Origin of the sequence: Roseivirga spongicola (genome assembly GCF_001592965.1) — a bacterium.
GTDB lineage: Bacteria > Bacteroidota > Bacteroidia > Cytophagales > Cyclobacteriaceae > Roseivirga > Roseivirga spongicola.
In genome coordinates this window covers 1-23,590 of the sequence record NZ_LRPC01000028.1, presented here as the reverse complement: position 1 = coordinate 23,590, position 23,590 = coordinate 1, and the positions used below count along the sequence as shown (strand labels likewise).

The 23,590-nt window shown below is 40.7% G+C and carries 20 protein-coding genes and 1 pseudogene; 11 read left to right on the top strand and 10 right to left on the bottom strand.

Translation table 11 applies throughout. The features are described 5' to 3' along the window. The 4 genes from AWW68_RS12225 to AWW68_RS12210 are packed head-to-tail and all read left to right on the top strand — an operon-like array spanning position 1 to position 2,388. On the top strand, positions 1-339 hold the full coding sequence (locus AWW68_RS12225) for a PadR family transcriptional regulator (RefSeq protein WP_068221436.1): 339 nt from the start codon (positions 1-3) through the stop codon (positions 337-339). Continuing rightward, positions 336-1,019, top strand: a complete 684-nt coding sequence (locus AWW68_RS12220; RefSeq protein WP_185101263.1) for a hypothetical protein — start codon at positions 336-338, stop codon at positions 1,017-1,019. The genes AWW68_RS12225 and AWW68_RS12220 overlap by 4 nt, the downstream gene beginning before the upstream one ends. Next, positions 1,019-1,711, top strand: a complete 693-nt coding sequence (locus AWW68_RS12215; protein WP_068221432.1) for a hypothetical protein — start codon at positions 1,019-1,021, stop codon at positions 1,709-1,711. Before AWW68_RS12220 ends, AWW68_RS12215 begins: the two co-directional genes overlap by 1 nt. Next, positions 1,708-2,388 (top strand): hypothetical protein, encoded by a 681-nt coding sequence (locus AWW68_RS12210; RefSeq protein WP_068221430.1) that lies wholly within the window; start codon positions 1,708-1,710, stop codon positions 2,386-2,388. The genes AWW68_RS12215 and AWW68_RS12210 overlap by 4 nt, the downstream gene beginning before the upstream one ends. A gap of 11 nt (positions 2,389-2,399) precedes the next feature. On the opposite strand, the gene AWW68_RS12205 is transcribed toward AWW68_RS12210, so the two are convergent. The 3 genes from AWW68_RS12205 to AWW68_RS12195 all read right to left on the bottom strand — a co-directional run bounded on the left by AWW68_RS12205 (position 2,400) and on the right by AWW68_RS12195 (position 8,736). After that, positions 2,400-3,626, bottom strand: coding sequence for a M20 family metallo-hydrolase (locus tag AWW68_RS12205; RefSeq protein ID WP_068221428.1), 1,227 nt, complete (start codon positions 3,624-3,626; stop codon positions 2,400-2,402). A 151-nt stretch (positions 3,627-3,777) separates the two neighbouring features. Beyond that, positions 3,778-5,838 (bottom strand): methionine--tRNA ligase, encoded by a 2,061-nt coding sequence (gene metG / locus AWW68_RS12200; protein ID WP_068224069.1) that lies wholly within the window; start codon positions 5,836-5,838, stop codon positions 3,778-3,780. A gap of 339 nt (positions 5,839-6,177) precedes the next feature. Then, on the bottom strand, positions 6,178-8,736 hold the full coding sequence (locus tag AWW68_RS12195; protein ID WP_089082302.1) for a M14 family metallopeptidase: 2,559 nt from the start codon (positions 8,734-8,736) through the stop codon (positions 6,178-6,180). Positions 8,737-8,936: 200 nt separating this feature from the next. Here AWW68_RS12195 and AWW68_RS12190 point away from each other — a divergent pair, with 200 nt between their 5' ends. After that, positions 8,937-9,404, top strand: coding sequence for a cupin domain-containing protein (locus tag AWW68_RS12190; RefSeq protein WP_157717632.1), 468 nt, complete (start codon positions 8,937-8,939; stop codon positions 9,402-9,404). Positions 9,405-9,418: 14 nt separating this feature from the next. Here the strand turns inward: AWW68_RS12190 and AWW68_RS12185 are convergent, their stop codons facing one another. Beyond that, a complete protein-coding gene (locus AWW68_RS12185; protein WP_068221423.1) occupies positions 9,419-9,745 on the bottom strand; it encodes a hypothetical protein in 327 nt (108 codons plus the stop codon). Between the two features lie 289 nt (positions 9,746-10,034). Between AWW68_RS12185 and AWW68_RS12180 the strand changes: the two genes are divergently transcribed. Next, the gene (locus tag AWW68_RS12180) at positions 10,035-11,576 is read left to right on the top strand and encodes a beta-N-acetylhexosaminidase (RefSeq protein WP_068221422.1); all 1,542 of its coding nucleotides are present in this window, start codon (positions 10,035-10,037) and stop codon (positions 11,574-11,576) included. Between the two features lie 452 nt (positions 11,577-12,028). Here the strand turns inward: AWW68_RS12180 and AWW68_RS12175 are convergent, their stop codons facing one another. The 4 genes from AWW68_RS12175 to AWW68_RS12160 form a co-directional block, all read right to left on the bottom strand. Then, on the bottom strand, positions 12,029-13,336 hold the full coding sequence (locus AWW68_RS12175) for a NupC/NupG family nucleoside CNT transporter (RefSeq protein ID WP_068221420.1): 1,308 nt from the start codon (positions 13,334-13,336) through the stop codon (positions 12,029-12,031). Between the two features lie 66 nt (positions 13,337-13,402). After that, on the bottom strand, positions 13,403-13,987 hold the full coding sequence (locus tag AWW68_RS12170; RefSeq protein ID WP_068221418.1) for a bifunctional nuclease family protein: 585 nt from the start codon (positions 13,985-13,987) through the stop codon (positions 13,403-13,405). A gap of 11 nt (positions 13,988-13,998) precedes the next feature. Beyond that, positions 13,999-14,952 (bottom strand): electron transfer flavoprotein subunit alpha/FixB family protein, encoded by a 954-nt coding sequence (locus AWW68_RS12165; RefSeq protein ID WP_068221416.1) that lies wholly within the window; start codon positions 14,950-14,952, stop codon positions 13,999-14,001. Positions 14,953-14,968: 16 nt separating this feature from the next. Further along, positions 14,969-15,706, bottom strand: a complete 738-nt coding sequence (locus tag AWW68_RS12160; protein WP_068221414.1) for an electron transfer flavoprotein subunit beta/FixA family protein — start codon at positions 15,704-15,706, stop codon at positions 14,969-14,971. Positions 15,707-15,858: 152 nt separating this feature from the next. On the opposite strand from AWW68_RS12160, the gene AWW68_RS12155 reads away from it, so the two are divergent. The 3 genes from AWW68_RS12155 (at position 15,859) to AWW68_RS12145 (ending at position 18,039) form a co-directional block, all read left to right on the top strand. After that, the gene (locus AWW68_RS12155) at positions 15,859-16,179 is read left to right on the top strand and encodes a tetratricopeptide repeat protein (RefSeq protein WP_068221412.1); all 321 of its coding nucleotides are present in this window, start codon (positions 15,859-15,861) and stop codon (positions 16,177-16,179) included. Between the two features lie 41 nt (positions 16,180-16,220). Next, positions 16,221-17,081, top strand: coding sequence for a type 2 periplasmic-binding domain-containing protein (locus tag AWW68_RS12150; protein WP_068221410.1), 861 nt, complete (start codon positions 16,221-16,223; stop codon positions 17,079-17,081). Positions 17,082-17,202: 121 nt separating this feature from the next. Further along, positions 17,203-18,039 (top strand): hypothetical protein, encoded by an 837-nt coding sequence (locus AWW68_RS12145; RefSeq protein WP_068221407.1) that lies wholly within the window; start codon positions 17,203-17,205, stop codon positions 18,037-18,039. Between the two features lie 100 nt (positions 18,040-18,139). On the opposite strand, the gene AWW68_RS12140 is transcribed toward AWW68_RS12145, so the two are convergent. Both AWW68_RS12140 and AWW68_RS12135 read right to left on the bottom strand, forming a co-directional pair. Further along, the gene (locus tag AWW68_RS12140; protein ID WP_068221405.1) at positions 18,140-19,879 is read right to left on the bottom strand and encodes a M14 family metallopeptidase; all 1,740 of its coding nucleotides are present in this window, start codon (positions 19,877-19,879) and stop codon (positions 18,140-18,142) included. Between the two features lie 8 nt (positions 19,880-19,887). Then, the gene (locus tag AWW68_RS12135; RefSeq protein WP_068221403.1) at positions 19,888-21,510 is read right to left on the bottom strand and encodes a M14 family metallopeptidase; all 1,623 of its coding nucleotides are present in this window, start codon (positions 21,508-21,510) and stop codon (positions 19,888-19,890) included. Between the two features lie 544 nt (positions 21,511-22,054). Between AWW68_RS12135 and AWW68_RS12130 the strand changes: the two genes are divergently transcribed. Both AWW68_RS12130 and AWW68_RS12125 read left to right on the top strand, forming a co-directional pair. Then, positions 22,055-22,453: a bactofilin family protein gene (locus tag AWW68_RS12130; RefSeq protein ID WP_068221400.1), complete on the top strand. Its 399-nt coding sequence runs from the start codon at positions 22,055-22,057 to the stop codon at positions 22,451-22,453. Between the two features lie 31 nt (positions 22,454-22,484). Further along, positions 22,485-23,590 (top strand): annotated as a pseudogene (locus AWW68_RS12125) (hypothetical protein); the annotation flags it as partial.

Genomic DNA, 23,590 nt, shown 5'->3' with positions numbered 1-23,590 from the left:
ATGTCTTCAAGTAAATTGCTAAAGGGAAGCTTAGCCACTATTGTTCTTCGACTATTAGAAGAGCAAGAAAAGATGTATGGCTATGAAATCACCCAAAAAGTAAAGCAGCTCACTGCTGGTGAATTTAAACTTACCGAAGGAGCCCTCTACCCCACTCTCCATAAGTTAGAAGCAGAAGGCTACCTAACCACAGAAACTCAGCAGGTTGATGGCCGAGTTCGCAAATACTACTCCCTAACCAAAGAAGGCAATGCCGAGGCTAAAGCAAAAGTCTCTGAACTAGAAGATTTTCTAGTAAACCTACAAAAAGTGTTGAACCCTAAACTTGGATTGGGATGAGTATGAATCAACATGATATTATTGGCAAATACCTTCAAGCCATTGGTGTAATGACGAGGGAATTCTTCTATGAAATGGAAGATCATATTTTATCATCATTTGAAAACAGAAAAGATAAGACTCAAACCCTTCAGGAGCATATTCGGGATGAAGTCCAACCCAGTTTTGGCGGAGTTAAGAAGATACTTTCTATTGAAAAAACTCAGATGAATGCGCGCAGGAAGCTCATCTGGAAGCGTTTCTTTCAAATATTAATGAGCTACCTTTTGGGCTGGCCTAACATGATTATAACAGCTGGTGTATCTGGAGTGGTTTACATCTCAAGTCTTTACATCAATAATTCTAAGCTTTTTGGGATATCTCTTGCCCTATGGTTCATTCTCGTTTTTGTATTTATGTCTAGAATTCTCTGGTATTCTTATCAATGCAAGACAAAGAAAAAATACTATAAAACCTCGCAAGTATATTCAGTTTTAGGCAACGACATGTCCCTATTCATTTCTATCCCAAATGTTGTTTTTCAGCTTTTCACATTATCTGGCGGATCGGAATTACTTATGAAATGGGTCAATTCTCCTATTTTAACTATTCCAGGAACAGTGCTACTGATCCTGTTCTTCATTAGCAGTCAGAAACTCTACAAAGAAGAATTTAGGTTGCAAATTCAAGCATTGAACTAATGGAAAGCCTTTTAACTACTCACAATCAGATTACCCCGAGAGAAGCTTACCATATCCAAGAGTTTCTTCTTCTTCATAAGTTCAACACAGAAGAGCTTTACGAGGAAATGTTCGATCACATAGCAACTAGCTTTGAGGAGAATACTAACTATGAAATTAGCATTGTTGATCATTTGAATGCCTTCTACCACCAGTGTGGTGGAGAAACGGGTTTGAGAAAAATTAGGAATAAAAAAGCGTATGCCTACAATTCTGCTCACAGAAGCCTTTTCTTGCAAGAGCTAAAGACATATTTCCGTTGGCCCATATTTATCTATTTACTAGCTGCTTTTGTCTCTATATATTGGCTCAATACCGTGTTTAACGAGAAAACAGTATCACTGATTTTCATACTCTTAAGTTTTGCTTCTGCCATAATAGTTCAGTCTTGTATAATTATAAGTTATAGAAAGTCTTGTAAGTCGCTCAACAAACCATATAAGCGTAGTTTAGCCAATACAACCTCACTGGCATGGGTCTTGAATCCAGTTTTACTAAGCAATTGTGTGAATCTACTCCGCGATGCATTTGGGGAGGATTACTATTATATCTACCTCCCCCTATCCGCCTTTCTAATCACATTTGTGGTTATATCTGAAATAGCCGCCATCAAGGTATCAATGATCAACAGTAAACTAAAGCCAGCACTATGAAACTAGCACAAGATCAAATAACTGAAATCAAGAAATTCATTCACTCCAGAGGCTTTACTCATATTGAAATAGAGATGGAGATTCTAGATCATGTGGCTTCTGCTGTTGAGGCTAAAATGGAGAAAAACCCAAATAAATCAATCTCTAAGGCTATCCATGAGGTTCACGCTGGCTTTGGGGTAATGGGCTTTTCTGTAATGGAAGATGAATTTAGAAAAAGCTTTTCAAAGCTCAGCAGAGATAAATTGGTAGATATAGTTTTCGATTACATTGCCAGTGTCAAAGCTTTAAGAACACTTGCAATCCTATTATTCTTCTACTTAATAGGCGATACGATTCTACCTTTTGAGAACGGTACTTATTACAAGATCTACTTTTACCTACTTGGAATGATTGAGGCTATTATTCTTTTACTAGCGTTATACTCTGGCACTAAAAAATGGAGAAAAAAGTCTTTTGTATTTTCCGTTTACGGAATGTATACTGCGTTTTCATTCACCTTATTTGGACAAGGCTTCGGAATTCTAACCGACATATTCTACCAAACAAATCGCCTAATTCCAGGCTTACTCTTTGCTATGTTCAGCACAATTACGGTTTTATATGCCATCATATTCTATGAAATGATGCAATGGGGATACCGATGGACTAATGAACGGTATTTGAAGTATGCTTAAAGCAAGAACATTTAACTGCTAGACTTCCTTAAAACAGCTGCCAACAAAACATTCGCCCCATTCTCCACATCTTTATCGTGAGAGAACTCTTCCACATTGTGACTAATGCCTCGTACACTTGGGATGAAAATCATGGTTGATGGACAAAAATGGGCCATCATCTGAGCATCATGCCCAGCACCACTTGACATTCTTTTATAAGTTAGCCCTAGAGACTGTGTAGCAATTTGCACACTGTCCGTCATACTAAGGGGAAAACGAACAGGACTAAACCGAACCAATTCCTCTCTTTCGAAATTCAATTCATCAGCCTCAACGGTCTCTTCTATATACTTATCAATTCGCTTTTGGGCTTTGCGAAGCAGTGCTTCATCGGTACTTCTTACATCTAAAGTAAATACAGCAGACTCTGGTACTATATTGATTGCATCTGGCGAGAGCTTAACCGACCCGACTGTAGTTAACACTTTACCTTCTTTCCTTCTGGTGTATTTACCTATGAATTGCTGAATTTTTGCAGCGGCAAAACCAGCATCTTTTCGGTAATAAACAGGCGTGGTTCCTGCGTGATTCGCCTCACCCAGAACTTTATACCGTGTCCAGTATATTCCCTGAACCTGCTCCACCACTCCAATATCAATTTGTTCTAGCTCTAAAACTGGTCCTTGCTCAATGTGCAGCTCATAAAATGCATCGAATTGAATGGCTCCAGGTTCCATTTCACCATCATATCCTATGGATTTCAGGCAACTCCCTACTGTTTCATTGGGATTGTCATAAGCAGGTGAGTTGAGAATATCGGAGAGGTCGGCCATACCAGCATGGACATGACTGCCCATCATGTCTGGTGCAAACCTCACTCCCTCTTCATTGGTAAAGTTCACCAACGCAAGAGGCTTCTCTGTCTCAATCTGATTGTCATTTAAGGTTTGAATGAGTTCCAAACCAGCAAGAACACCCAGTGCACCATCATACCTTCCTCCAGAATAGACAGTATCTAAATGTGAGCCAAAAGCAACTGGATTCCCCTCTCTTTTACCTTTGCGAATACCATTCATATTCCCCAACTGATCGATGTGAACTTGCAATCCAGCATCAATCATTTGGGCTTTTAATAAGTCGCGAGCTCGTTTATCTTCTTCAGATAGAGCAATACGCTCAACGCCAATACTGCCCATCTTCCCTATTTGCGCATAGCGATCAAGGTTTTCCAGTAAGCGTTGGGCGTTAATTTTCATAGAACTGTTTTATGTTCAGGGTTTAAGGTTTAAAGTCTATGTCCACCCCCTTCCCCCGCCAGCGGGGGACATTGAGCCACAGTTAATTGCGGTTTGCACGAATACCCTCCTTCGGAGGAGAACACATTAAACAATAACTTTAAACCTTAAACTAACTAACGGTAGAACCAGGGTTTACGTTTTCATTTGGCTGAATGAGTCTAAGGTTACCCTCAGCATCTTCGGCCATAAGAATCATTCCTTCTGAAACAGTACCCATCATTGGTCTTGGTGCCAAATTAGCCACAATGGTCACTTGCTTACCAATCATTTCTTCTGGAGAATAATGTTTAGCAATTCCACTCAAAATGGTTCTTTTATCAACTCCAGTATCTACTAAAAACTGAAGTAGTTTATTCGACTTTTCAACTTTCTTAGCTTCAAGGATAGTTCCTACCCTTAAATCGAGCTTCATAAAGTCATCAAATACGATAGTATCTTTCAATGGCGCTACTTCTATTTCCTTATTCTCCATCTCGTTCTGTTTCTTAGTATTTTCTAGTTTTTGTACTTGTTCTTCTATGGTTTTGTCTTCGATTTTATCGAAGAGCAACTGCGCTTTTTCTAATTGATGTCCGGCAGCTAAAAGCTCATCAGAACCTGCACTCGACCAATCGAGTTCACCAAGGTTCAAAAAGTCTCTAAGCTTATCTGTGCTGAAAGGAATAAATGGTTCAGCAACAATTGAAAGGTTGGCGACCAATTGTAAAGCAATATTCAGAATAGTCTTTACTCTTTCCTCATCTGTTTTGATCAGCTTCCAAGGCTCGGTGTCAGCTAAGTATTTGTTACCAATTCTAGCCAAGTCCATCATCTCAGCTAATGCCTCTCTGAAGCGATATCTTTCGATAGAATCGCCTACCTTTTTAGGCACCTGACCTAAAGCGTTAAGCACTTCTGAATCGATATCGAAAAGCTCTCCCCTCTCAGGCACTTTCCCTTCAAAATACTTGTGAGTCAACACCACAGCACGATTCACAAAGTTACCGAGGATGGCTACTAATTCGCTGTTATTTCTAGCCTGAAAGTCTTTCCAGGTAAAGTCATTGTCTTTGGTTTCCGGAGCATTAGCACAAAGCGCGTAACGCAATACATCTTGCTTGCCAGGAAGCTCCTCTAAATATTCGTGTAACCAAACAGCCCAGTTTCTTGAGGTTGAAATCTTGTCACTCTCAAGGTTCAAGAATTCATTGGCTGGTACATTATCAGGTAAAATATAATCACCATGAGCCTTTAGAATGGCTGGGAAGATAATGCAGTGGAACACGATATTATCCTTTCCGATAAAGTGAACCAGCTTGGTGTCCTTATCTTTCCAGTAAGGTTCCCAATCAATTCCCTTTTCCGTTGCCCATTCCTTAGTAGCCGAAATATAGCCAATTGGTGCATCGAACCACACGTAAAGGACTTTTCCTTCAGCTCCTTTTACTGGCACTTTTATACCCCAATCGAGATCACGAGTCATTGCTCTAGATTGTAAGCCTCCATCGATCCACGATTTACACTGTCCCCAAACATTCGACTTCCAGTCGCTCTTATGTCCTTCTACTATCCACTGGTTCAACCACTTTTCATAGTCTTGCAAAGGCAAATACCAGTGCTTGGTTTCCTTTAATACAGGAGGGTTTCCGGTAAGCGTAGACTTTGGGTTAATCAGGTCTGTTGGGTTTAATGACGAACCACAATTTTCGCACTGATCACCATATGCTGAAGGATGACTACACTTAGGACAAGTTCCAATAATGTATCTGTCGGCTAAAAACTGCTTAGCCTCTTCATCGTAATACTGCTCGCTTTGGCGTTCTTCGAATTTACCATCATCATAAAGGGTTTTGAAAAACTCCTGAGCTGTTTCATGATGAACCTGATTAGAGGTTCTTGAATAGATATCAAAAGAAATTCCCAACTGACCAAAACTGTCTTTGATCATGTTATGATACTTATCTACGATCTCTTGCGGGTTAATTCCTTCTTTTCTGGCACGCATGGTTATGGCCATTCCGTGCTCATCGGAACCACAAATGAATGCTACATCTTCTCCCTTAGAACGCAAATAGCGCACATAAATATCGGCTGGGACATATACACCCGCTAAGTGACCTATATGCACAGGTCCGTTGGCGTAAGGTAAAGCAGCCGTTACAGTATGTCTTTTGAAATCCGTTTTTGTCATGGCTGCAAAGATAGTTTTTAGATTGCTGAAGTCAGATTTTAAGTGCTCAATTTTGCCTCGATTTGTGAAGGAAGCAGTTCCTATTCTGGTAAAAGATGAAGCAACCAAATCATTTCGTATCCTGAGCGCAGTCGAAGGGTCTACAATAATTTGTAATTAAGCCGATCCCTCGTCCCGATGCCTCGAGACCTCGGGATGGAAACAATAAGCCCACGGTTGAGGCCGTGGGCTTATTGTTGTTTCTAAAGATTTGGAGATTTCCGCTCCCGATGGTTCGGGACGCGAGGATGACAGTTCTCACTCCTTCAGAGTCCCTCTTAGGAGACTCTGAGGGTGGTTTTACCTCTTGTTATTCATTTTATTTTTTCTTGCTCCCTGATAGATAGCATTAAAGATGAGCTTATAAGTACCTCTTGGTTGGCCTCTGAACTGTGGCTTAAAACCAAATAAAACAAGGTTTCCGCCTCCATACTGAGCGTTCAGCATAGCCGAAGTTCCAGCAAGATGTTCGTCTTCGCCCATGGCCCAACCACTCATTAGTAAATCTTTATCGGCATAACGAGCTACCTCTGTGATTCCCTGAGCACCAGATTCAACCTCAAATGCTCCGCTATTATCAAAAGAAGCCGCTACTTCATCCATCATTCCGAAAGCCAGTGGGTTAGATGTATCTATCTTGGTTCTAATTAATGAACCAGGAATAAAGAACTCAGAGCTATTGAGATCTGATAGCACATTTTTGACTGGTAGATTAAACTGGTTGATAGCGAAATCAGTAGAGCCATCGAAGAAGATAATTGAACCGCCACTCTTAGCATAGGTATCCAATGCAGCTACGCCTTCTTCTCCTATTCCTCCTACAAATTTTTCAGGGGCTCTTCTCGCGCTATTTCCTTCTAAAATTCCTCGCTCGCTTTGATCTGGGAAAATAATAGCACTGTACTGAGAGAGGTTTCCACTTTGGATGTCTTCATTATGAAGGGTGTCTAAATCGAAATCGAATTGTTCTAGCATCCAGCGTGTCCAACCTTCATCCATATTTGCCTGCCAAGACTTGTAAATACCTACTTTTACAGGGTTCAACTCAGCTAGTTCGGCCGAAGGCTTACTTCTTAAACCAGTAAAGTTTAGACCTAATTCTTTGCTTAGGTTTTCAACCTCTGAGTCTAATCCTCGCTTGCTTCTCACTATGATAGAACCTGCCTTAACATCGCCTTCATCTGAGCCCAGAACACTTACCGTGTAACCCGCTTTTTGAAGCTTATTCACTGCCTTAGCACTCAAGTTATCTCTATTAGAAAAAGCATATCCATATCTTCCTGTTCCACTAACTGTACCTGGCGTAGGCTTCAGCTTTTCAGTTATTTCTTCTGCCTGTGCATTGAATGAAGCGGTAATTCTATCTACCTGAACTCCCATTTGCATTGGAAGTGTCCAACCAGCTAAATCGTATGGAGGCATTGGCGGGCCACCTGGGTATCTAAACTGATCTGGATAAACTTGCTTCTCCATAAGATCGGCCAGAAAAGGCCTGAAGGCTTGTGCTCCATAAAAAATAATTGAACCAGCCTCGTAATTCTTTCCATTTGCAGTGAAGTCGGAAGTAGCTTTATGCGCCTCTACCCCACCTTGCATCATAATATTGGTAAGGTTCATGGCCTCACTCGGATTCCATTGCCCCTTAGGTATTACATAGGCAAATGCACCCGTTTTGTCTTCAATAGCATCTCTACCCATGCTGTAGATGTTATAAAGAAACTCATCTTTCTTATCTGCAGCTAAATCAAGAATTGCTATTGACGATTCTAGCATATATTCAATGGCCGATCGGAAATGTAGTGTCCCACCTTTCCATGGGTATGGATAGAAAATCTCGGTTGAGTTTGCTTGCTTTCCTCCTACAAACTCAGGCATTTTTTCTGGGTCATATTCTGTTGGTGTTGGAGAAGGCTGCGCTGTTTCGGTCAAAATACCAATCTGATTATGGTAGTATGGAGCAGTTCTCATTCCACCATTCCAAAACATACTGTATGATGTGGTAGCAATAGCCCCAGGCATCTTCTTCATGGCAAAACGGTTTGCCATTGCAGTACCCACCAAATTCACACCTGTAGTTACTCCTGGATGAATTTTCTGGTTAACAGGGCTTCTGAATGGAGGAATGAATATCATGGCCCAACGTGGAGCAGTTTGGTGATGGTTATGTACAATTTGAGGATACCACTCATCATACAATACCTTAGTAATGGCCTGAGTCTCTACCATGTTATTCATAAACCAGTCACGATTATTGTCGTGACCAACGTATTTCTGATAAAGCACAGGAGGGCTAGAAGTCTCGTAAGGTGTACCCAAATTCTTTCTATACCAATCAGCCACTATATCTAATCCATCGGGGTTAATAACGGGCGCTACTAGGGTAATAACATTTTCCCTTATCTTTTGCATTTCTTCCGACTCCTCAGAAGCCACTCTCCACATGAGTTCAGCGGTCATCTGAGCAGGAGCCCTTTCAGTAGCATGCATTCCACCATCAAACCAAACAATAGCCTTTCCATCTTTCGACAATCTTCTTGCTTCAGCTTCGGAAATTTCAGCCCTAGAAAGCTTTTCACTAATTTCTCTCCACTTTTCAAGCTGAGCCATGTTTTCTTCACTAGAAATAAAGAAAAGCTTCATTGATTTGCCCATAGAAGACTTTCCAATCTCTATCATCTGAACACGATCTGTAGAAGCCGCTAGCTTGTTATAGTACTCTAACATTTGACTGTAGTCTGCCAGCTTGTAATCTGCTCCAACTTCATGTCCAAATGTTTCTCTCGGATGAGGAATTTGCGCCTGAGCAATAGCAGACGCTCCAGCCATAATAGCCAGAAACATAGTTAATAGTCTTTTCATATCAGGTTTAAGATTTCCTTGAATATAACAGGTTATACTAGACATGCCTGCCACTTATTGGGCAACCACCAAATTTTTGAAATGAATGGGAAATTATTGGTATAGACAGTTTTACAGGTACTACTAGAGAGAATTTGACCATAAGATTTGCTAAAAGAGTGATAGCACCTGATATTCAATGGAATTTTGAAACGCGCAACATGAAAAAATCATTAAAAACCATCACTTTTACACTTGCCTTAATGAGTGCCTCTGCATTTGCAGGATGGCACGGTAATGAGTTATTCGATAAAGATATCTCTAGTCAAATTATCAGCCGGGCTGAAGCTGATCACAGCTCAGAAGAATGGGGAGAGTTTATTGTTTACACACCAGAAAATGGCACTAATACTTACGGCACAAAGAATATGCTTACTGCTATGGCTGAAATAAAACCAGGTCAACAAATACACCCTCCTCATCAACACACTGCAGAAGAATTCATCTACATATTAGAAGGAACTGGTATTTGGAGCATGGAAGGACAAGAAATACCTTTAAAAGCAGGTGATGTAATGTATGCTGAACCTTGGGACTGGCACGGCTTAAAAAATACCGGAGAAACTACACTGAAATTCTTTGTAGTAAAATGGGATAGTAAAGGGGTTAAAATGCCTAAACAGAAATAACCCCTCCATTATTTTTAAAGGATAATGATTAATAAGAGAATAACGATAATAGCACCGGTAGAGATGAACAATCCACCAGATCTGTGTCGGTGCTCATCTCTTTCTCTAATATCCTTTCTCATATCTCTCAGCTCTTTTCTCAATGCCTTTTTCTCATCGCGAGTAAGCTCAGATTTATCCATTTCTTTAATTTCCATTATTCTGGCCTCAATAGCCATTACTTCTTCTTTAGTATATGGTTGCACTTCACCTTTAACATCGGCTCCATCATTAGGGTCTGTTGCTGATACTGCAGGCAGTGCGAGAAGAAGAAAGATTAATACATAAACGATTTTTTTCATTTCTAAAAAAGTTAGGTTAATAAGAAATCAACCCGGAACACTTTCAAATGTTTAGACTTGTGACCAACTATTCTACCTCAATACAACCATCGCTACTAATGAGAGAATAAGAAGCTAAAGGTTTTGTCAGACACTCCACTCTAAGTTTAAACCTGAAAACCCCACCTCCACTAATTGATTTTATACACTTATATAAAGCCATTTTTAACTCTTCCATAATCTAACATCAAACCAGTTCTAGTTTGAATCCATCATCAGATAAACTAGATTCAAACATTCTTAAACATCTATGAAACTCACTACCTCTACCCTACTTATAGTTCTTCTATTTACGCTTTCCTGTCAGCCTAAGCGAGAGATCAAATTCCCAACCACCAACCTTGAAGAAGCTGCGGTTATTCCTAAGCCGCTAGAAGTATCAGCCTCAAGCAGCGGGTTTGCTCTAGACCAATACACCAAGCTCAGTGTGGTTTCGGAAGATGAAGCATTCGAAGATGTTGCTAACTATTTAAGCGATAAAATCAAAAGTAGAACAGGAGTTGACCTGAAAAACACCTCAAGAAACTATACCCAGCTAAGTATTCAACAGGCTGAAGGTTTCACCAATGAAGAAGGTTATGAGTTGGAGATAAGACAAGACTCTCTAATTCTAAAGGCTGGTACGGCCGCTGGTGCCTTCAGAGGAATTCAAACCATTCGACAGCTAATTCCTGAAGAAGCCAATAAAACCCTTACTGATTATCCTATATGGGTAATTCCTACAGGCACTATTAAAGATGAACCTCAGTTTGGTTTTAGAAGTACCATGCTAGATGTAGCCAGACATTTCTTTACCGTTGAGGACGTGAAGAAGTACATCGATATTCTGGCATATTATAAGTTGAATACTTTTCACATGCACTTGACCGATGACCAAGGATGGCGAATTGAAATTAAGTCTTGGCCGAAGCTGACTGAAGTAGGCAGCACAACGGGCGTTGGTGGTGGACCTGGTGGTTTCTACACTCAGGAAGACTATAAGGAGATTGTTGCTTATGCGGCTGAAAGATACATCACCGTGATTCCTGAAGTGGATATGCCAGGGCATACCAATTCGGCTTCGCTGGCTTATCCTTTCCTCAATGGCAACGGAAAAGAAATCGAAATAGTGACCAGTATGGCAGTGGGTTACAGCACCTTCGACACGAGAAAAGATACGGTTTACGCCTTTATCGATGATGTGATTCGAGAGATAAGCGCCATGACTCCTGGCCCTTATTTTCATATTGGTGGCGATGAAAGCTTAGTGACTAAAGACGATGATTATGTTTATTTCATTGAAAAGGTTGAAAAGATAGTCAGCAAGTACGGTAAGAAGATGATAGGGTGGGACGAAGTAGCTACGGCTAACCTAGGCAGTGGAGCTGTTGCTCAATGGTGGAACAGTAAAAAGAATGCTGACTTGGCCATTAAGCTAAACATGAAGCTAATCCTCTCCCCTGCTAAAAAGGCTTATCTCGATATGAAGTATGATGACAATTCCGAGTTCGGTCTGCGCTGGGCTGGTTACATCCCGGTTGATACGGCTTACATATGGAATCCAGAATCGTACTTTCCAATGGAGAATGTTTTAGGGGTTGAAGCTCCACTTTGGTCGGAGACTATCCGCACTCTTGATGAGCTAGAGTACCTAGCCTTTCCAAGAGTGATTGGCTATGCCGAGCTAGGCTGGTCTACCCAGGAAAACCGTAATTGGGAAGACTATAAAAAGAGATTGGCTCACCATAGATTGTTTTTAGATGCAAATGGCGTGAATTATTATAAGAGTCCTGTGATTGAGATGGAGCATTGAGCCCCGAGGCCTCGGGATGGGTATTGAGTAGAGAGTATTGCGATGTGGGTAATGAGTATAGGGTAATAAGTATAGTGATCTTCGTATGGAGTATTGCGACAAACTCCTTTTAGGAGAATGAACTCCAAATCAAAAAATCCCCGATATGTACCCAATGATAGCAGCACTTGTGAACTGAACATTCTCCCAATTAAAGTCCTCCTTTTTGTTATAAACTCTACTCCTTCTTTGAAGGATAGTAATAGTTATACCAACTAACAGAAATGCAAAACCTATCAGAAATTCATAAATATCCATTTTACTTCTCACTCTGGTTCGCACGTGCTGTGCAGAGCCATTTTGATTAAGACTTGAAGTCTAAAGTAAGAAAGTACTCACCTGCGGTGAGTACTTGTTAATTAAACATTAGCGCAATCTAACTCCCCTCCTGATTCAGGAGGGGCTGGGGGTGGTCAACCAAAAAGTGCCCCAGCGATAGTGGCTGTCATCATGGTGGCGAGGGTGGCGGCCATAAGGGCTTTTACCCCAAGTTTGGATAGGTCTCCCTGACGTTCTGGTGCCATTCCTCCAATACCTCCAATCTGAATAGCGATAGATGAGAAGTTTGCAAAACCACAAAGTGCATAGGTAGAAATGATAATGGCTTTCTGGCTTAACAAACCATCAGCTTTCATATCTGCTAAGGCCAAATAGGCTACAAACTCATTGATAACTGTTTTCTGACCAATTAATGAACCTACCTGAAGTGTTTCATTCCAGTCTACGCCCATGGCAAAAGCAAATACTCTAAAGATTTGTCCAAGAATGTACTGTAAGCTCAAGCCATCGAACACACCATTAGTACTTTCGATAATTATAGCATTAAGGCCAGTGATTTCACCGATTCCATCAACCAACACCCAGTTGAGGGTATAGATAACGGCAATAAAAGCCAAGAGCATGGCTCCAATATTAGCCGCTAGTTTCAGTCCATCACTAGCTCCACCGGCCAATGCATCGATTACATTCGCTCCAATCTGGTCTTTGGAAACCTTCAATTCTTCATCTACCTCTTCTGTTTCTGGAAGGAAGATTTTAGCCATTAGTATGGCAGCTGGCGCATTCATAATTGATGCACTCAACAAATAAGTGGCAAACTGAGCTTGCTGTTCAGGATCTCCTCCACCCAAGAAAGAAACATAAGCCCCAAGCACAGAACCTGCAATGGTGGCCATTCCACCCGTCATTAAGCAGAGTAATTCTGACTTAGTCATTTTGCCAATAAAGGGCTTTACAAGAAGCGGTGCTTCTGTTTGACCCAAGAATACGTTACCTGCAGCAGACATAGACTCTGCTCCGGAAAGCCTCATGGTTTTGGCCATAATCCAAGCAAATACGTAAACGATTTTTTGGAGGATGCCCAAATAATAAAGTCCTGCTGTTATGGCCGAAAAGAAGATTACCGTTGGTAGCGCCTGAAAAACAAATAGGAACCCAAGGCTGTGCCTAGTTCCTTCTACAGCATCACTATTTCTGGCAAGGTCACCGTAAAGGAATTCAGCTCCGTCTAAAGCAAAGTTGAGGAAGGTAACGAAGCCTTCACTCATTAGTCTGAAGGCAGACTGGACTATTGGAACGTAAGAAATTAATAGGGCGATAATTATCTGAAGGGTGATACCTACTCCCACCAATCGCCAGCTAACTTTCTTCTTGTTTCCTGACAATAAATAGGCTATTCCGATTAGAATAGCCAGTCCAAATACTGCTCTTAATATGTCCATTATTGTTGTTCTATTACAGGAGAATCATCAGTGGACACAACAATAGCCCTCTGAATGATTTGGAAGTTAACTTCTTCTGTTGATTTCGTCTCTAATTTTTGCCGCTTTTTCGTAGTCTTCGGCTTTTAATGCTTCATCTAGCATTTCATTCAGCTTATCTACGGTAAAGTCTTGAAGCCTGTCACCTTTCTTCTCTACTACTATCGGCTCATCCTCTTCGTCCACAATCTCTTCCTCATCGGTAAGAATAATTCCAGCTTCAGACAGCACTGATTCGTAGGTATAAAAAGGAACTTCGAACCTGATACCAATGGCTATGGCATCAGAAGGGCGTGAGTCTACTTCGATGGTTCGGTCACCATCGGTACAAATAATCTTAGCGAAAAATATTCCTTCCTTCAGGTCAGAAATAATGATTTCAGTGATTTCATAGTTGAAAGCATGCGCAAACGACTTGAAAAGATCATGCGTCATAGGTCTATTTGGAGTAATCTTTTCGATTTCCAATGCAATAGCCTGAGCCTCGAACATACCAATGATAATTGGCAGTCTTCTCTCGCCTTCTACTTCACCTAAAACAAGGGCAAACGAGCCAGTCGATTGTGACTGACTCGATGACAATCCTAAAATTTCAATCTTTACTTTTTCCAAGATAAAAAAGTCTAAGCTAGGGCTTTCTTAAGCGCCTCATTCAGCTTTGGTACAACTTCGAAAGCATCTCCCACAATACCGTAATCTGCGGCTTTAAAGAATGGAGCTTCCTCATCTTTGTTAATAACTACAATATACTTAGAAGAATTGACACCTGCTAAGTGCTGAATTGCACCAGAAATACCAACTGCAACGTAAAGCGTAGGGCTCACTTTTACTCCCGTTTGACCCACATGCTCGTGGTGAGGTCTCCAGTCCATATCAGAAACTGGTTTAGAACAACCTGTTGCTGCACCAAGTGTTTTGGCAAGATCTTCGATCATTCCCCAGTTTTCAGGACCTTTCAATCCTCTTCCTCCTGAAACTACAATGTCTGCTTCTGGTAAAAGTACATCGCCTTCAGCTTTATCTGTAGAAGTAATTTTTGCACCGAAAAGCGCATCGTCTAGAGATACGGAGAATGCTTCAACAGCAGCTGAACCACCATCAGTTTTCACTTCAATAGCATTTTTCTTGATGGCCAAGATTTTCTTATCGGTTGTAATGGAAGTATTCGCGAAAGCTTTACCTGTGTAAATGCTTCTCTTCACCACAAAGCCATTCGAAGTATCTGGTAAACCAACTACATTAGAAACCAATCCGGCTCCAAGTTTAGCAGCAACTCTACCAACTACAGCATCGGCCAAAGAAGACTTTGCTGTAACAATTGTTTCTGCACCTGACTCATTAGCCGCGGCAGCAAGCACCTCGGCATAAGGTTGAATCAAACCTGCATTTAATCTATCATCGGCAACATGAAGTACTTTTGAGGCACCATTGTTACCAGCTGAAGCCAACTCATCGGCATCAGCAGTTCCAAGTGCTACAGCAACGGTGTCTCCCATTGCAGCTGCAAAAGATATAGCCTCTCTAGAAGATTTCTTGATTTTGCCTTCCTCTAATTCTATAAATACTAGTACTGACATTTCTTTCTATTTAAGGTTATATCACTTTTGCTTCGTTCTTCAACAAGTCTACCAACTCTTCAACATTGTCGGCATCTATCATCTTCACAGCACCTTTTGCAGGTGGAAGCTCATACTTTGAAAGCTCACTGTGCACTGTGGCATCAGTTGGCTCAACAACGTTCAAAGGCTTAGTTCTGGCAGACATAATTCCACGCATGTTAGGAATTTTCCACTCAGCAATTGGCTCTTGGCAACCCGCAACAAAAGGCAAGTTCACTTCCAACTTCTCTTTTCCACCTTCAATTTCTCTGGTGATTTTAGCAGTAGAACCATCAACATCTAGCTGCATTACTGGAGAGAAAGATGGTAAACCTAGAAGTTCTCCAACCATACCATGCACCATACCTCCGTTAAAGTCTATAGACTCACGTCCCATTAAAATCAGATCATACTCACCTTGCTTAGCTACTGCAGCTATTTGATTAGCAACAAAGAATGAATCTGAAGGGAATGCATTTACTCTAACCGCTTCATCGGCACCAATAGCCAATGCTTTACGAATAGTTGGGTCAGACTCTGCTTCACCTACGTTAAGAACCGTAATTTTTCCTCCATGCTGTTCCTTTAACTCAACAGCTCTTGCCAACGCATAATCATCATAAGGCCCAATAATGAACTGGACTCCATTCTTATCGAATTCTGTATTATCGTTGGTAAAAGCAATGCGAGAAGTGGTATCAGGAACATGTGTAATACAAACCAATATGTTCATGCTTGCTTTATAGTTTAATGATTTATGAATCAAACCCAGAGTCTGCTTAAGTGTTTATAAAAGTCGCCCTTAACAAAAGCTAAAGCAGTGGGTATTGCTTAAATTTGCCCGAAGATAGTCAATAATGAAGTAAATAAAAACGAGTGTTAGGCATGAATGAAAGCCGAATTGAACTACTAGAAAAGTACATTAAAGAAGAACCAAACGAACCTTTTAATCACTACGCTTTGGCCAACGAATATATGGCTTCAGATGGTAAAAAGGCGTTGGATATTTTCTTGAATGTATTAAAGGAATTTCCAGACTACCTGCCTACTTACTATCAGGCCGCCAAGCTTTTAGAAGAGTTTGAAATGGAAGAAAAAGCCCTAGAAGTTTACACCTTAGGAATTGATTTGGCTAAAACTCAGGGCAACCACAAGACTTTAAATGAACTAAAAACAGCCCATCAGAATTTACTGTTTGAAATATAGAATACAGCTTGATACAGGCCCCCTTCAAATAATTTCACTTTATGACAAAAATTAATATCCGAGTTGGCGGAGTACCAGAACATTTCAACCTACCTATTCACCAGATTAATGAGAATGGTACATTAGATCGCAATGGAATCTCCCTTGAGTGGACCGATTTTTATGGTGGCACTGGTCAAATGACAAAAGCACTGAGAGAAGGTGAAGTTGACATTTGTATTCTTTTAACCGAAGGGATTGTAAAAGACATTATCAAAGGTAGCCCAAGTAAAATCATTAGTGAATATGTGATCACTCCACTTACTTGGGGAATACACACAGGTCTAGAAAACTCGTTACAAAAGAAAGACTTCATTTTCGATAAAAAGCATGCAATCAGTCGGTTTGGGTCTGGTTCACATTTAATTTCCATTGTAAATGCGAACAGTAAAAACCAACAGATTGCTGAAGATCAGTTTACTGTAATCAATGATATTAATGGCGCTATAAAGTCATTGAATGCACTAGAAACAGATGTCTTTTACTGGGAAAAATATACAACCAAACCATATGTTGACGCTGGTATTATCCGCAGAATTGATGAATACCTGACTCCTTGGCCTTGTTTTGTCATAGCTGCTACAGACAGTATTCTAGAAAAGCACCCTGAGCAAATAGATCTGTTACTCGACCTGATTCAGGAAAGCTGTAAAAAGTTTATGAAAGATGATTCTGTGATTCCAGTTGTTGCGGAACGATATGACCAACAACTACCCGATGTAGAGCGCTGGTATCATAGCACTGAATGGGCCACCAACAGCTGGGTAAGCGATAAGATGCTCAAGAGTGTGATCTACCACCTTAAGTCGGCCAATATTATTAATGAAGATGAGTACATTCCAGAATTGATTTGGAAGAAGTAAATCCGAAAAGCCACGTTTATTAGTATATAAGTGGAATAGAGTGAACATCAAAACGCAACGTCCACCACACTTAACACTGAAGAAACACTCAAAAAGTGAGCATTCATTATCTTCGCAACCAATGCTGAAACTGATCAGACACGTATTAATACTCCTTCTGCTTTTTAGTTTCACCAAGGCTTACACTCAAGAAAAGGAATCGCTCCCCTACACTAAAAAAGGGCAATTCTACTTTTACTGGGGCTACAACTGGTCTTCCTACACGGACTCTGACATCCACTTTAGAGGTTCAGACCATGACTTTACGCTGTATGATGTGGTTGCGCATGATAGGCCTAGCAAGTTCACCTTAGAGACCTACTTTAATATTTTCAACTTTTCGGCACCCCAGTTTAGCACTCGCTTTGGCTATTTCATTAAAGACAATTGGGAGCTATCATTAGGAATGGATCACATGAAATATGTGGCCAAACAACTTCAAAACACCACCATAACAGGCTGGATTGAAGAAGACGGCACAACCACAATATACAATAATGATGACATCAGACTACTTTATAGCTTTCTACAATACGAACATACTGATGGATTGAACTACATCAATCTAGGATTGAGAAGAACCATCAATATCATTAACAAGGGTAAGTTTGACTTAAACCTAATTGCAGGCTTTGAGTCTGGCATTATCATGCCTCGCTCTGATGTAACTCTGCTCGGGAAAGACCGATCTGACCGCTACCATTTATCGGGTTATGGTTTGAATCTGGTTGGCGCTATCAACTTTACTTTTTTCGAGAAATACTTCTTTCAAGCAGAGCTGAAAGGTGGCTATGTAAATATGCCTAAAGTCCTGACTTCATTTGAAGGAGATATTGCCAGTCAAGACTTCTTTTTCTCTCAAACCAACATCTCTTTTGGTGGATACTTTCCTTTGTTTAGACGGAAGGTAAAGGATTAAAGAGCTGCTACCTAAGACTAAAACCTGAAAAGGTTCAGCATAAAAAAACCGACCTCCTTCGAAGTCGGTTTTTTTTATTTTTTTATTGATTATCTGATAATTACCTAGTCACCACACCACCTTTGGCGCTGTCTACAGTAATTTTCGGAGTACCTCTACCTGATACAATCCAACGAACCTTTACAATTGAATTACCTGGAATGTTATTCACCTCAAGCTTTGCAGGATTCACCTTTTGTTCTCTGGTAACATTGGTATCTTCATTGTCTACAATCATACCTGCCTGAACGTCTACACCTTCAATAGTTATATAATCAGGACGCTCAATTCTATACTTCAAGTCTTGTGAAGCGTGAGTTGGCATTAACCTTTCGTTCTTGATGTAAGCAGTAATTTCTCTCATTCCGCCACCAAGATCTTTCTCCTTAACCTCAGCAATACTCAACTTAGGCATGTGATAAGCATGATACATGGTGAAGGCCATGTTTCTGTGTAATTCTTCTTCTAGCATAAAACCAGGAGTAGCTCTACCAAAATTCTTCTTGAAGCCACCAATTTCTATCTCACCATAAGTTGGGTGGTCGTAGGTAGTCCAAGGCTTAAATGCATCACCAAACAGTAAGTCTGAATCTACTTTATACGACTGATCTGGATCTCTCTGGTTAGACTTATAATAGGCGAAGTTGGTGAAGATTTCATTGGTAAAAGTATAAATACCTCTACTACCGTAGAACCAATCCAGCTCACCACCAAACACAGAGTATAAGTCTTTATAAACTGTTAGATAGCGGTAACCAGGCATTATCTCTTCACCTTTTCTACCAATAGCATCATAAATTCTAAGGTCAGCACGGTTGTAAGTAGAAAGGTCTTCTTCAGCTCCAGGGCCTCTAAGAATCATTCCACCTGAGTTATGGTAACTCTGTGCACCTGCAATGTTAGGATGAGCCAATACAAAGTCGGCTACATTTCTATTCTCCGGCACACTGAATGGGTATTTATAAGCACCACCTTGAATATAGTCTGGCTGCCACTTCCAAGCCCAGTCTCTGTTCGGATCGTAATAACCGATTCTATCCTCGTTTATACTTCCATCACCATCATTGTCTATACCCTCTGAACCCAAATACTCGTAACGCTCTACGCCAGCAGGCACTTCATCGTCAGGTCCTATCTGAATCATTTTTCTAGGATCTTTCGGATCGAGAATAAAGTCGCCATAAGGATTCTTTCTTCTCATCTGAGTGATAGAACCGTCTCCATCCAAATCGTCTGGCTGATCTTCATCGAACAAACCATCTCTATCATCATCTAGAGGAATCATACCAGACCTTGGCGAACTACCAGTGTTTGGTTCCGTCATGTAGTTGTGTCTAGCATCTGGATTTAGGGTTGGAAGAATGTAGAAAATTCTATCGTCCAACATCTCAGTAATGTAATCAATTGCACCATACTGCTCAGTTAAATACCAAGCGGTATAAATTGAAATTTCAGCTCCTTGGATCTCATTAGAGTGGATGTTACCATCTATATAGAAACCAGGTTTTCTATCAGGGTTACCCTTCTGAAAATTAGTGATTTGCAACATGTACATTTCCCTTCCTTCAAAAGATTTCCCGATAGAAACTCGCTTTACCAGATTAGGATGAGCGTCCGCAATCTTTTTAGTAATAGCAGCTAAACCATCAGGTGTATAGTACCTATTGAAAGAAATCTGAACCTTAGGATTCTCTGGTGAACCCACAGCTCTGAATACTTCACTTGCCGACTGAGCAAATGCTGGAATTGAAAAACCTATTAAAAGGAAACCAGCGAATATATGTTTGAAATACTTTTTCATCTGTTCTCTTATTTAAGGTTTACACTAATTTGATCAGTACCTGCATGTGCTGCACCAGCTTCAATCTGAAGACTACCCTTTCCTTTTACCAACCAAGTTAGCTGTCTAGACTCATCGCCATCTAAGCTGCTGAACATTTGTATTTTGGTTCCAGAAACAATCTCCTGACCATTTCCTAGTTTCACCTCTACCTTAATTCTTCTCAACCACTTAGATCTAGTTCCCATTTGTGAATGAGTAGGTAAAGTACCAGGGTTATAAAGATCTACAGTAACTCTAGTAAGCCCTTTGCCAACCGCTTCAGTTTTTAGGTTAACCAATTGAACATCAGACTGCATTGAGGCTAATTTTAGAATAAACTCGTTGTGCTTTTGTGCAGCATCGTCAATCATAGAGATTGGAGGGTTCATCATTTTGAAAGGTGCAATTCCACCTACTTCAACCTTCTGACCTGGGAAATCAGGGTGTTGAATTTCTGTCCACTCTACAAAGTAGTTTGACAAGCCTTCTTGAGCAGCCCATCTTAAGAAATTCACCTCTCTATTTTTGTCCTTATTAGCAGTTTCTCCTTCTTGAGCCTCCACCATAGGAGCCCACCAACCTGGTGTACCAAAGCTCATTCTACCAAAGTGAAAATAAGCCCATTGGAAGAAGTCGCCACCTTGCGCACCAGATGCAGGAGCATCTTTCATACCTACTACATCATTGTAAGCTTTTGAAGCTAGAGCATTCAAACCAGCATCTTCATTAAGAACGCTAGTAACCACTCTTTTAGAAGCTCCAGCTCTGTTATATTTCCAAGGGGAAGAAAGGTTGTTTCCTGGCCCAAAAGTAAAGAAGCCATAAATATTGAACTTAGTGTAAAGTTCATCTAATAGCGCTCTATTTTCCAGTTCAGAAACAGAGTGCTCTCCAGAACCAGCAACAAAATAAGGATACTCATAAGTTAAGTTTTTATTGAAGTGGATTCCACCAGGACCATCTTCATTGAACTTACCGTCCTTATCATTATCTCTTCCTTCAGTGAAATAGTGATACTTACCTTTTTCACCCTCACCTTTATCGGCTTTAATCATTACTCTATCATCGGCAGGATGAGTAACCCAATCACCAGTTACGTCTTCTACCCTCATCATGGTAATGATTCCGTCACCGTTTAAATCTTCGAATGGGTCTTCACCATTTTTTCCATCACGGTCATCATCAGTTTCCTTAGCATTACCGCTTCTTTCCCATTTTAGAGAAGCAAAATATTGTTCATAAGCGTCTGGGCTCATGTTTGGAAAAACATAAAAAGTAGTGTTATCCAATGCTTGCGAGTTATTCTTCACAACATCTTCTGCAAATCTAATGGCCATTTCTACGCCCAAAAGATGACTACCTTCTACACCACCAACTACAGCCATTGCTGGCTTATTTTCAACATCTCCCTTACCCAGGGTTAACATCCAAATGTCTTTACCACCAAGTGTTTTGGTGAGTGATTTGAGTGAAGCCAGGTCTGAAGAATTTGCCAACGAGCGTAAACGCTGCGACTGTTCATTTAGCGTAGGGTAATCTTGTGCCCACACCGAGAACATCATGCAAACTCCCATCCCCAAAAGGCTCAGCTTTCGTAAGTTGTACTTCATAGAGTTCTTAGTTTGATAAAAATTGAAACAACAATTAACCAAAAGGCCACTTCTGGTTAAATAGTTGGACTTCTAAACGGTTGCCTATTGTTATGGATGGAAAGTGAGACTGTGAAATCAGCCAAACATCATAATTCTAAATCGTCATTATTTCGAAACACACAATCAGAAAAAACTATCGCACCACCAGAAATCCTTTCTTCATCATCAAGATCAGACATTTTAAAAATTGCACTTTTCTAATTAACATCAAACAAACCATCGAATCATCAAGGCAAAAAATAATTACTCTCCAAATGAGCAAAAAGAACACCCCAAACAACACAAAGACTAAATAAAGATAAAATTTAAGCATTTTTTCAGAGCAACACTCTTACACATTGTCACAAAAAAAATGTTGATGAGCTTAAATTATACCAGAAATCAGGAAAAACCGACAACGTACATCAAATCAATTTATTGCATTATTTTAACCAACCCCGTACATTCATGGTACAGATTAAGCAAGCGCTTAACTCTGTTAAGTAACCTAAACTTCAGACTCATGAAAATCAACAGAAGCAAAGCTATTGCTCAGGAACCATTAACTGTAATAGCGGCTGGAACCACATTTACTGGCAGAATAGAATCTAACCAAACAGTCAGAATTGAAGGCAACTTCATTGGAGATATTAACGGAACTGGCAAAGTAATTACCTGCCCTGACTCATCCATTCAAGGCAATGTTGAAGCCAATGAATTAATAGTTGGAGGAAACATCAAAGGAGAGCTGTCGGGATTTACATCCATAACTATACAGAATACAGGAGTTGTTGAAGGAACCATTCAGTCGGACACCATAGTAATTGAAAAGGGAGGTCTTTTTGAGGGCGACTGTGTGATGTACAGAAAAGAAATAGAGGTTATAGAAATGGGGCCTCACCTTCTTGAAAAACAAGCATAACAGCATATCAACCATCTAAAAATAATGGTTCATGAGAGCATTCTTGCACCGTTTATCTATAGCTTTGAGCATACTCTCTTGCTCATTCGCATACTCCCAATCTGTGGGTATTGGCGATGAAAAATTCACCCCGCATCCATCAGCTTTACTCGAACTAAAGTCGGGAGCAAAGGGGCTTCTCATCCCAAGAGTTACGGAGTCAGATCGACAGGCTATTGACAATCCAGCCGAAGGCCTGCTAATTTACCAGACTGATGGCAGTGCAGGCTTTTATCTCTACTCAGCCAGTAGATGGTCACTTCTGATCACAGAATCGAACCTCCCTGTAGACGACAACCAACAACTGTCCTTCAACTTAACCAACTATCGACTTACTCTAGAAAACGGTGGAGAAGTTGACCTGTCGATTCTTAGGAATGGCAGAAGTCTAATAGAAACTATAGACAATGGAGATGGCACATTTACTTTTAAGTATAATGATGGCACATCTTTTACCACAAGAAATTTACAAGGTCCACAGGGACTAAAAGGAGATAAGGGAACTGACGGCACAAATGGAGTAGACGGTGCTGACGGCCAAGATGGCAACACTATTCTTAATGGCAACATTGACCCAAATAATACACAAGGGACGGATGGAGACATCTATATCAACACAGCGACCAATACTTATTTCGGACCTAAAACTGCTGGGGTTTGGGGTGCCGGAACTTCTCTCATTGGCCCTGCCGGGGCCGATGGTGCTGACGGAACTAATGGTATAGATGGAACCAATGGAGTAGATGGCCAGGACGGCAACACTATTCTTAGTGGCAACACTGACCCAATGAATACACAAGGAAAAGATGGCGATATCTACATCAATACAGCTACAAATACTTATTTCGGTCCTAAAACTACTGGGGTTTGGGGTGCTGGAACTTCCCTCATTGGCCCTGCTGGAGCAGATGGTACTGACGGAACTAATGGAATAAACGGAACTAACGGAGTAGATGGCCAAGATGGCAACACTATTCTTAGTGGCAACACGGATCCAAACAATACGCAAGGAACGGATGGTGATATCTACATCAACACAGCTACAAATACTTATTTCGGCCCTAAAACTGCTGGGGTTTGGGGTGCCGGAACTTCTCT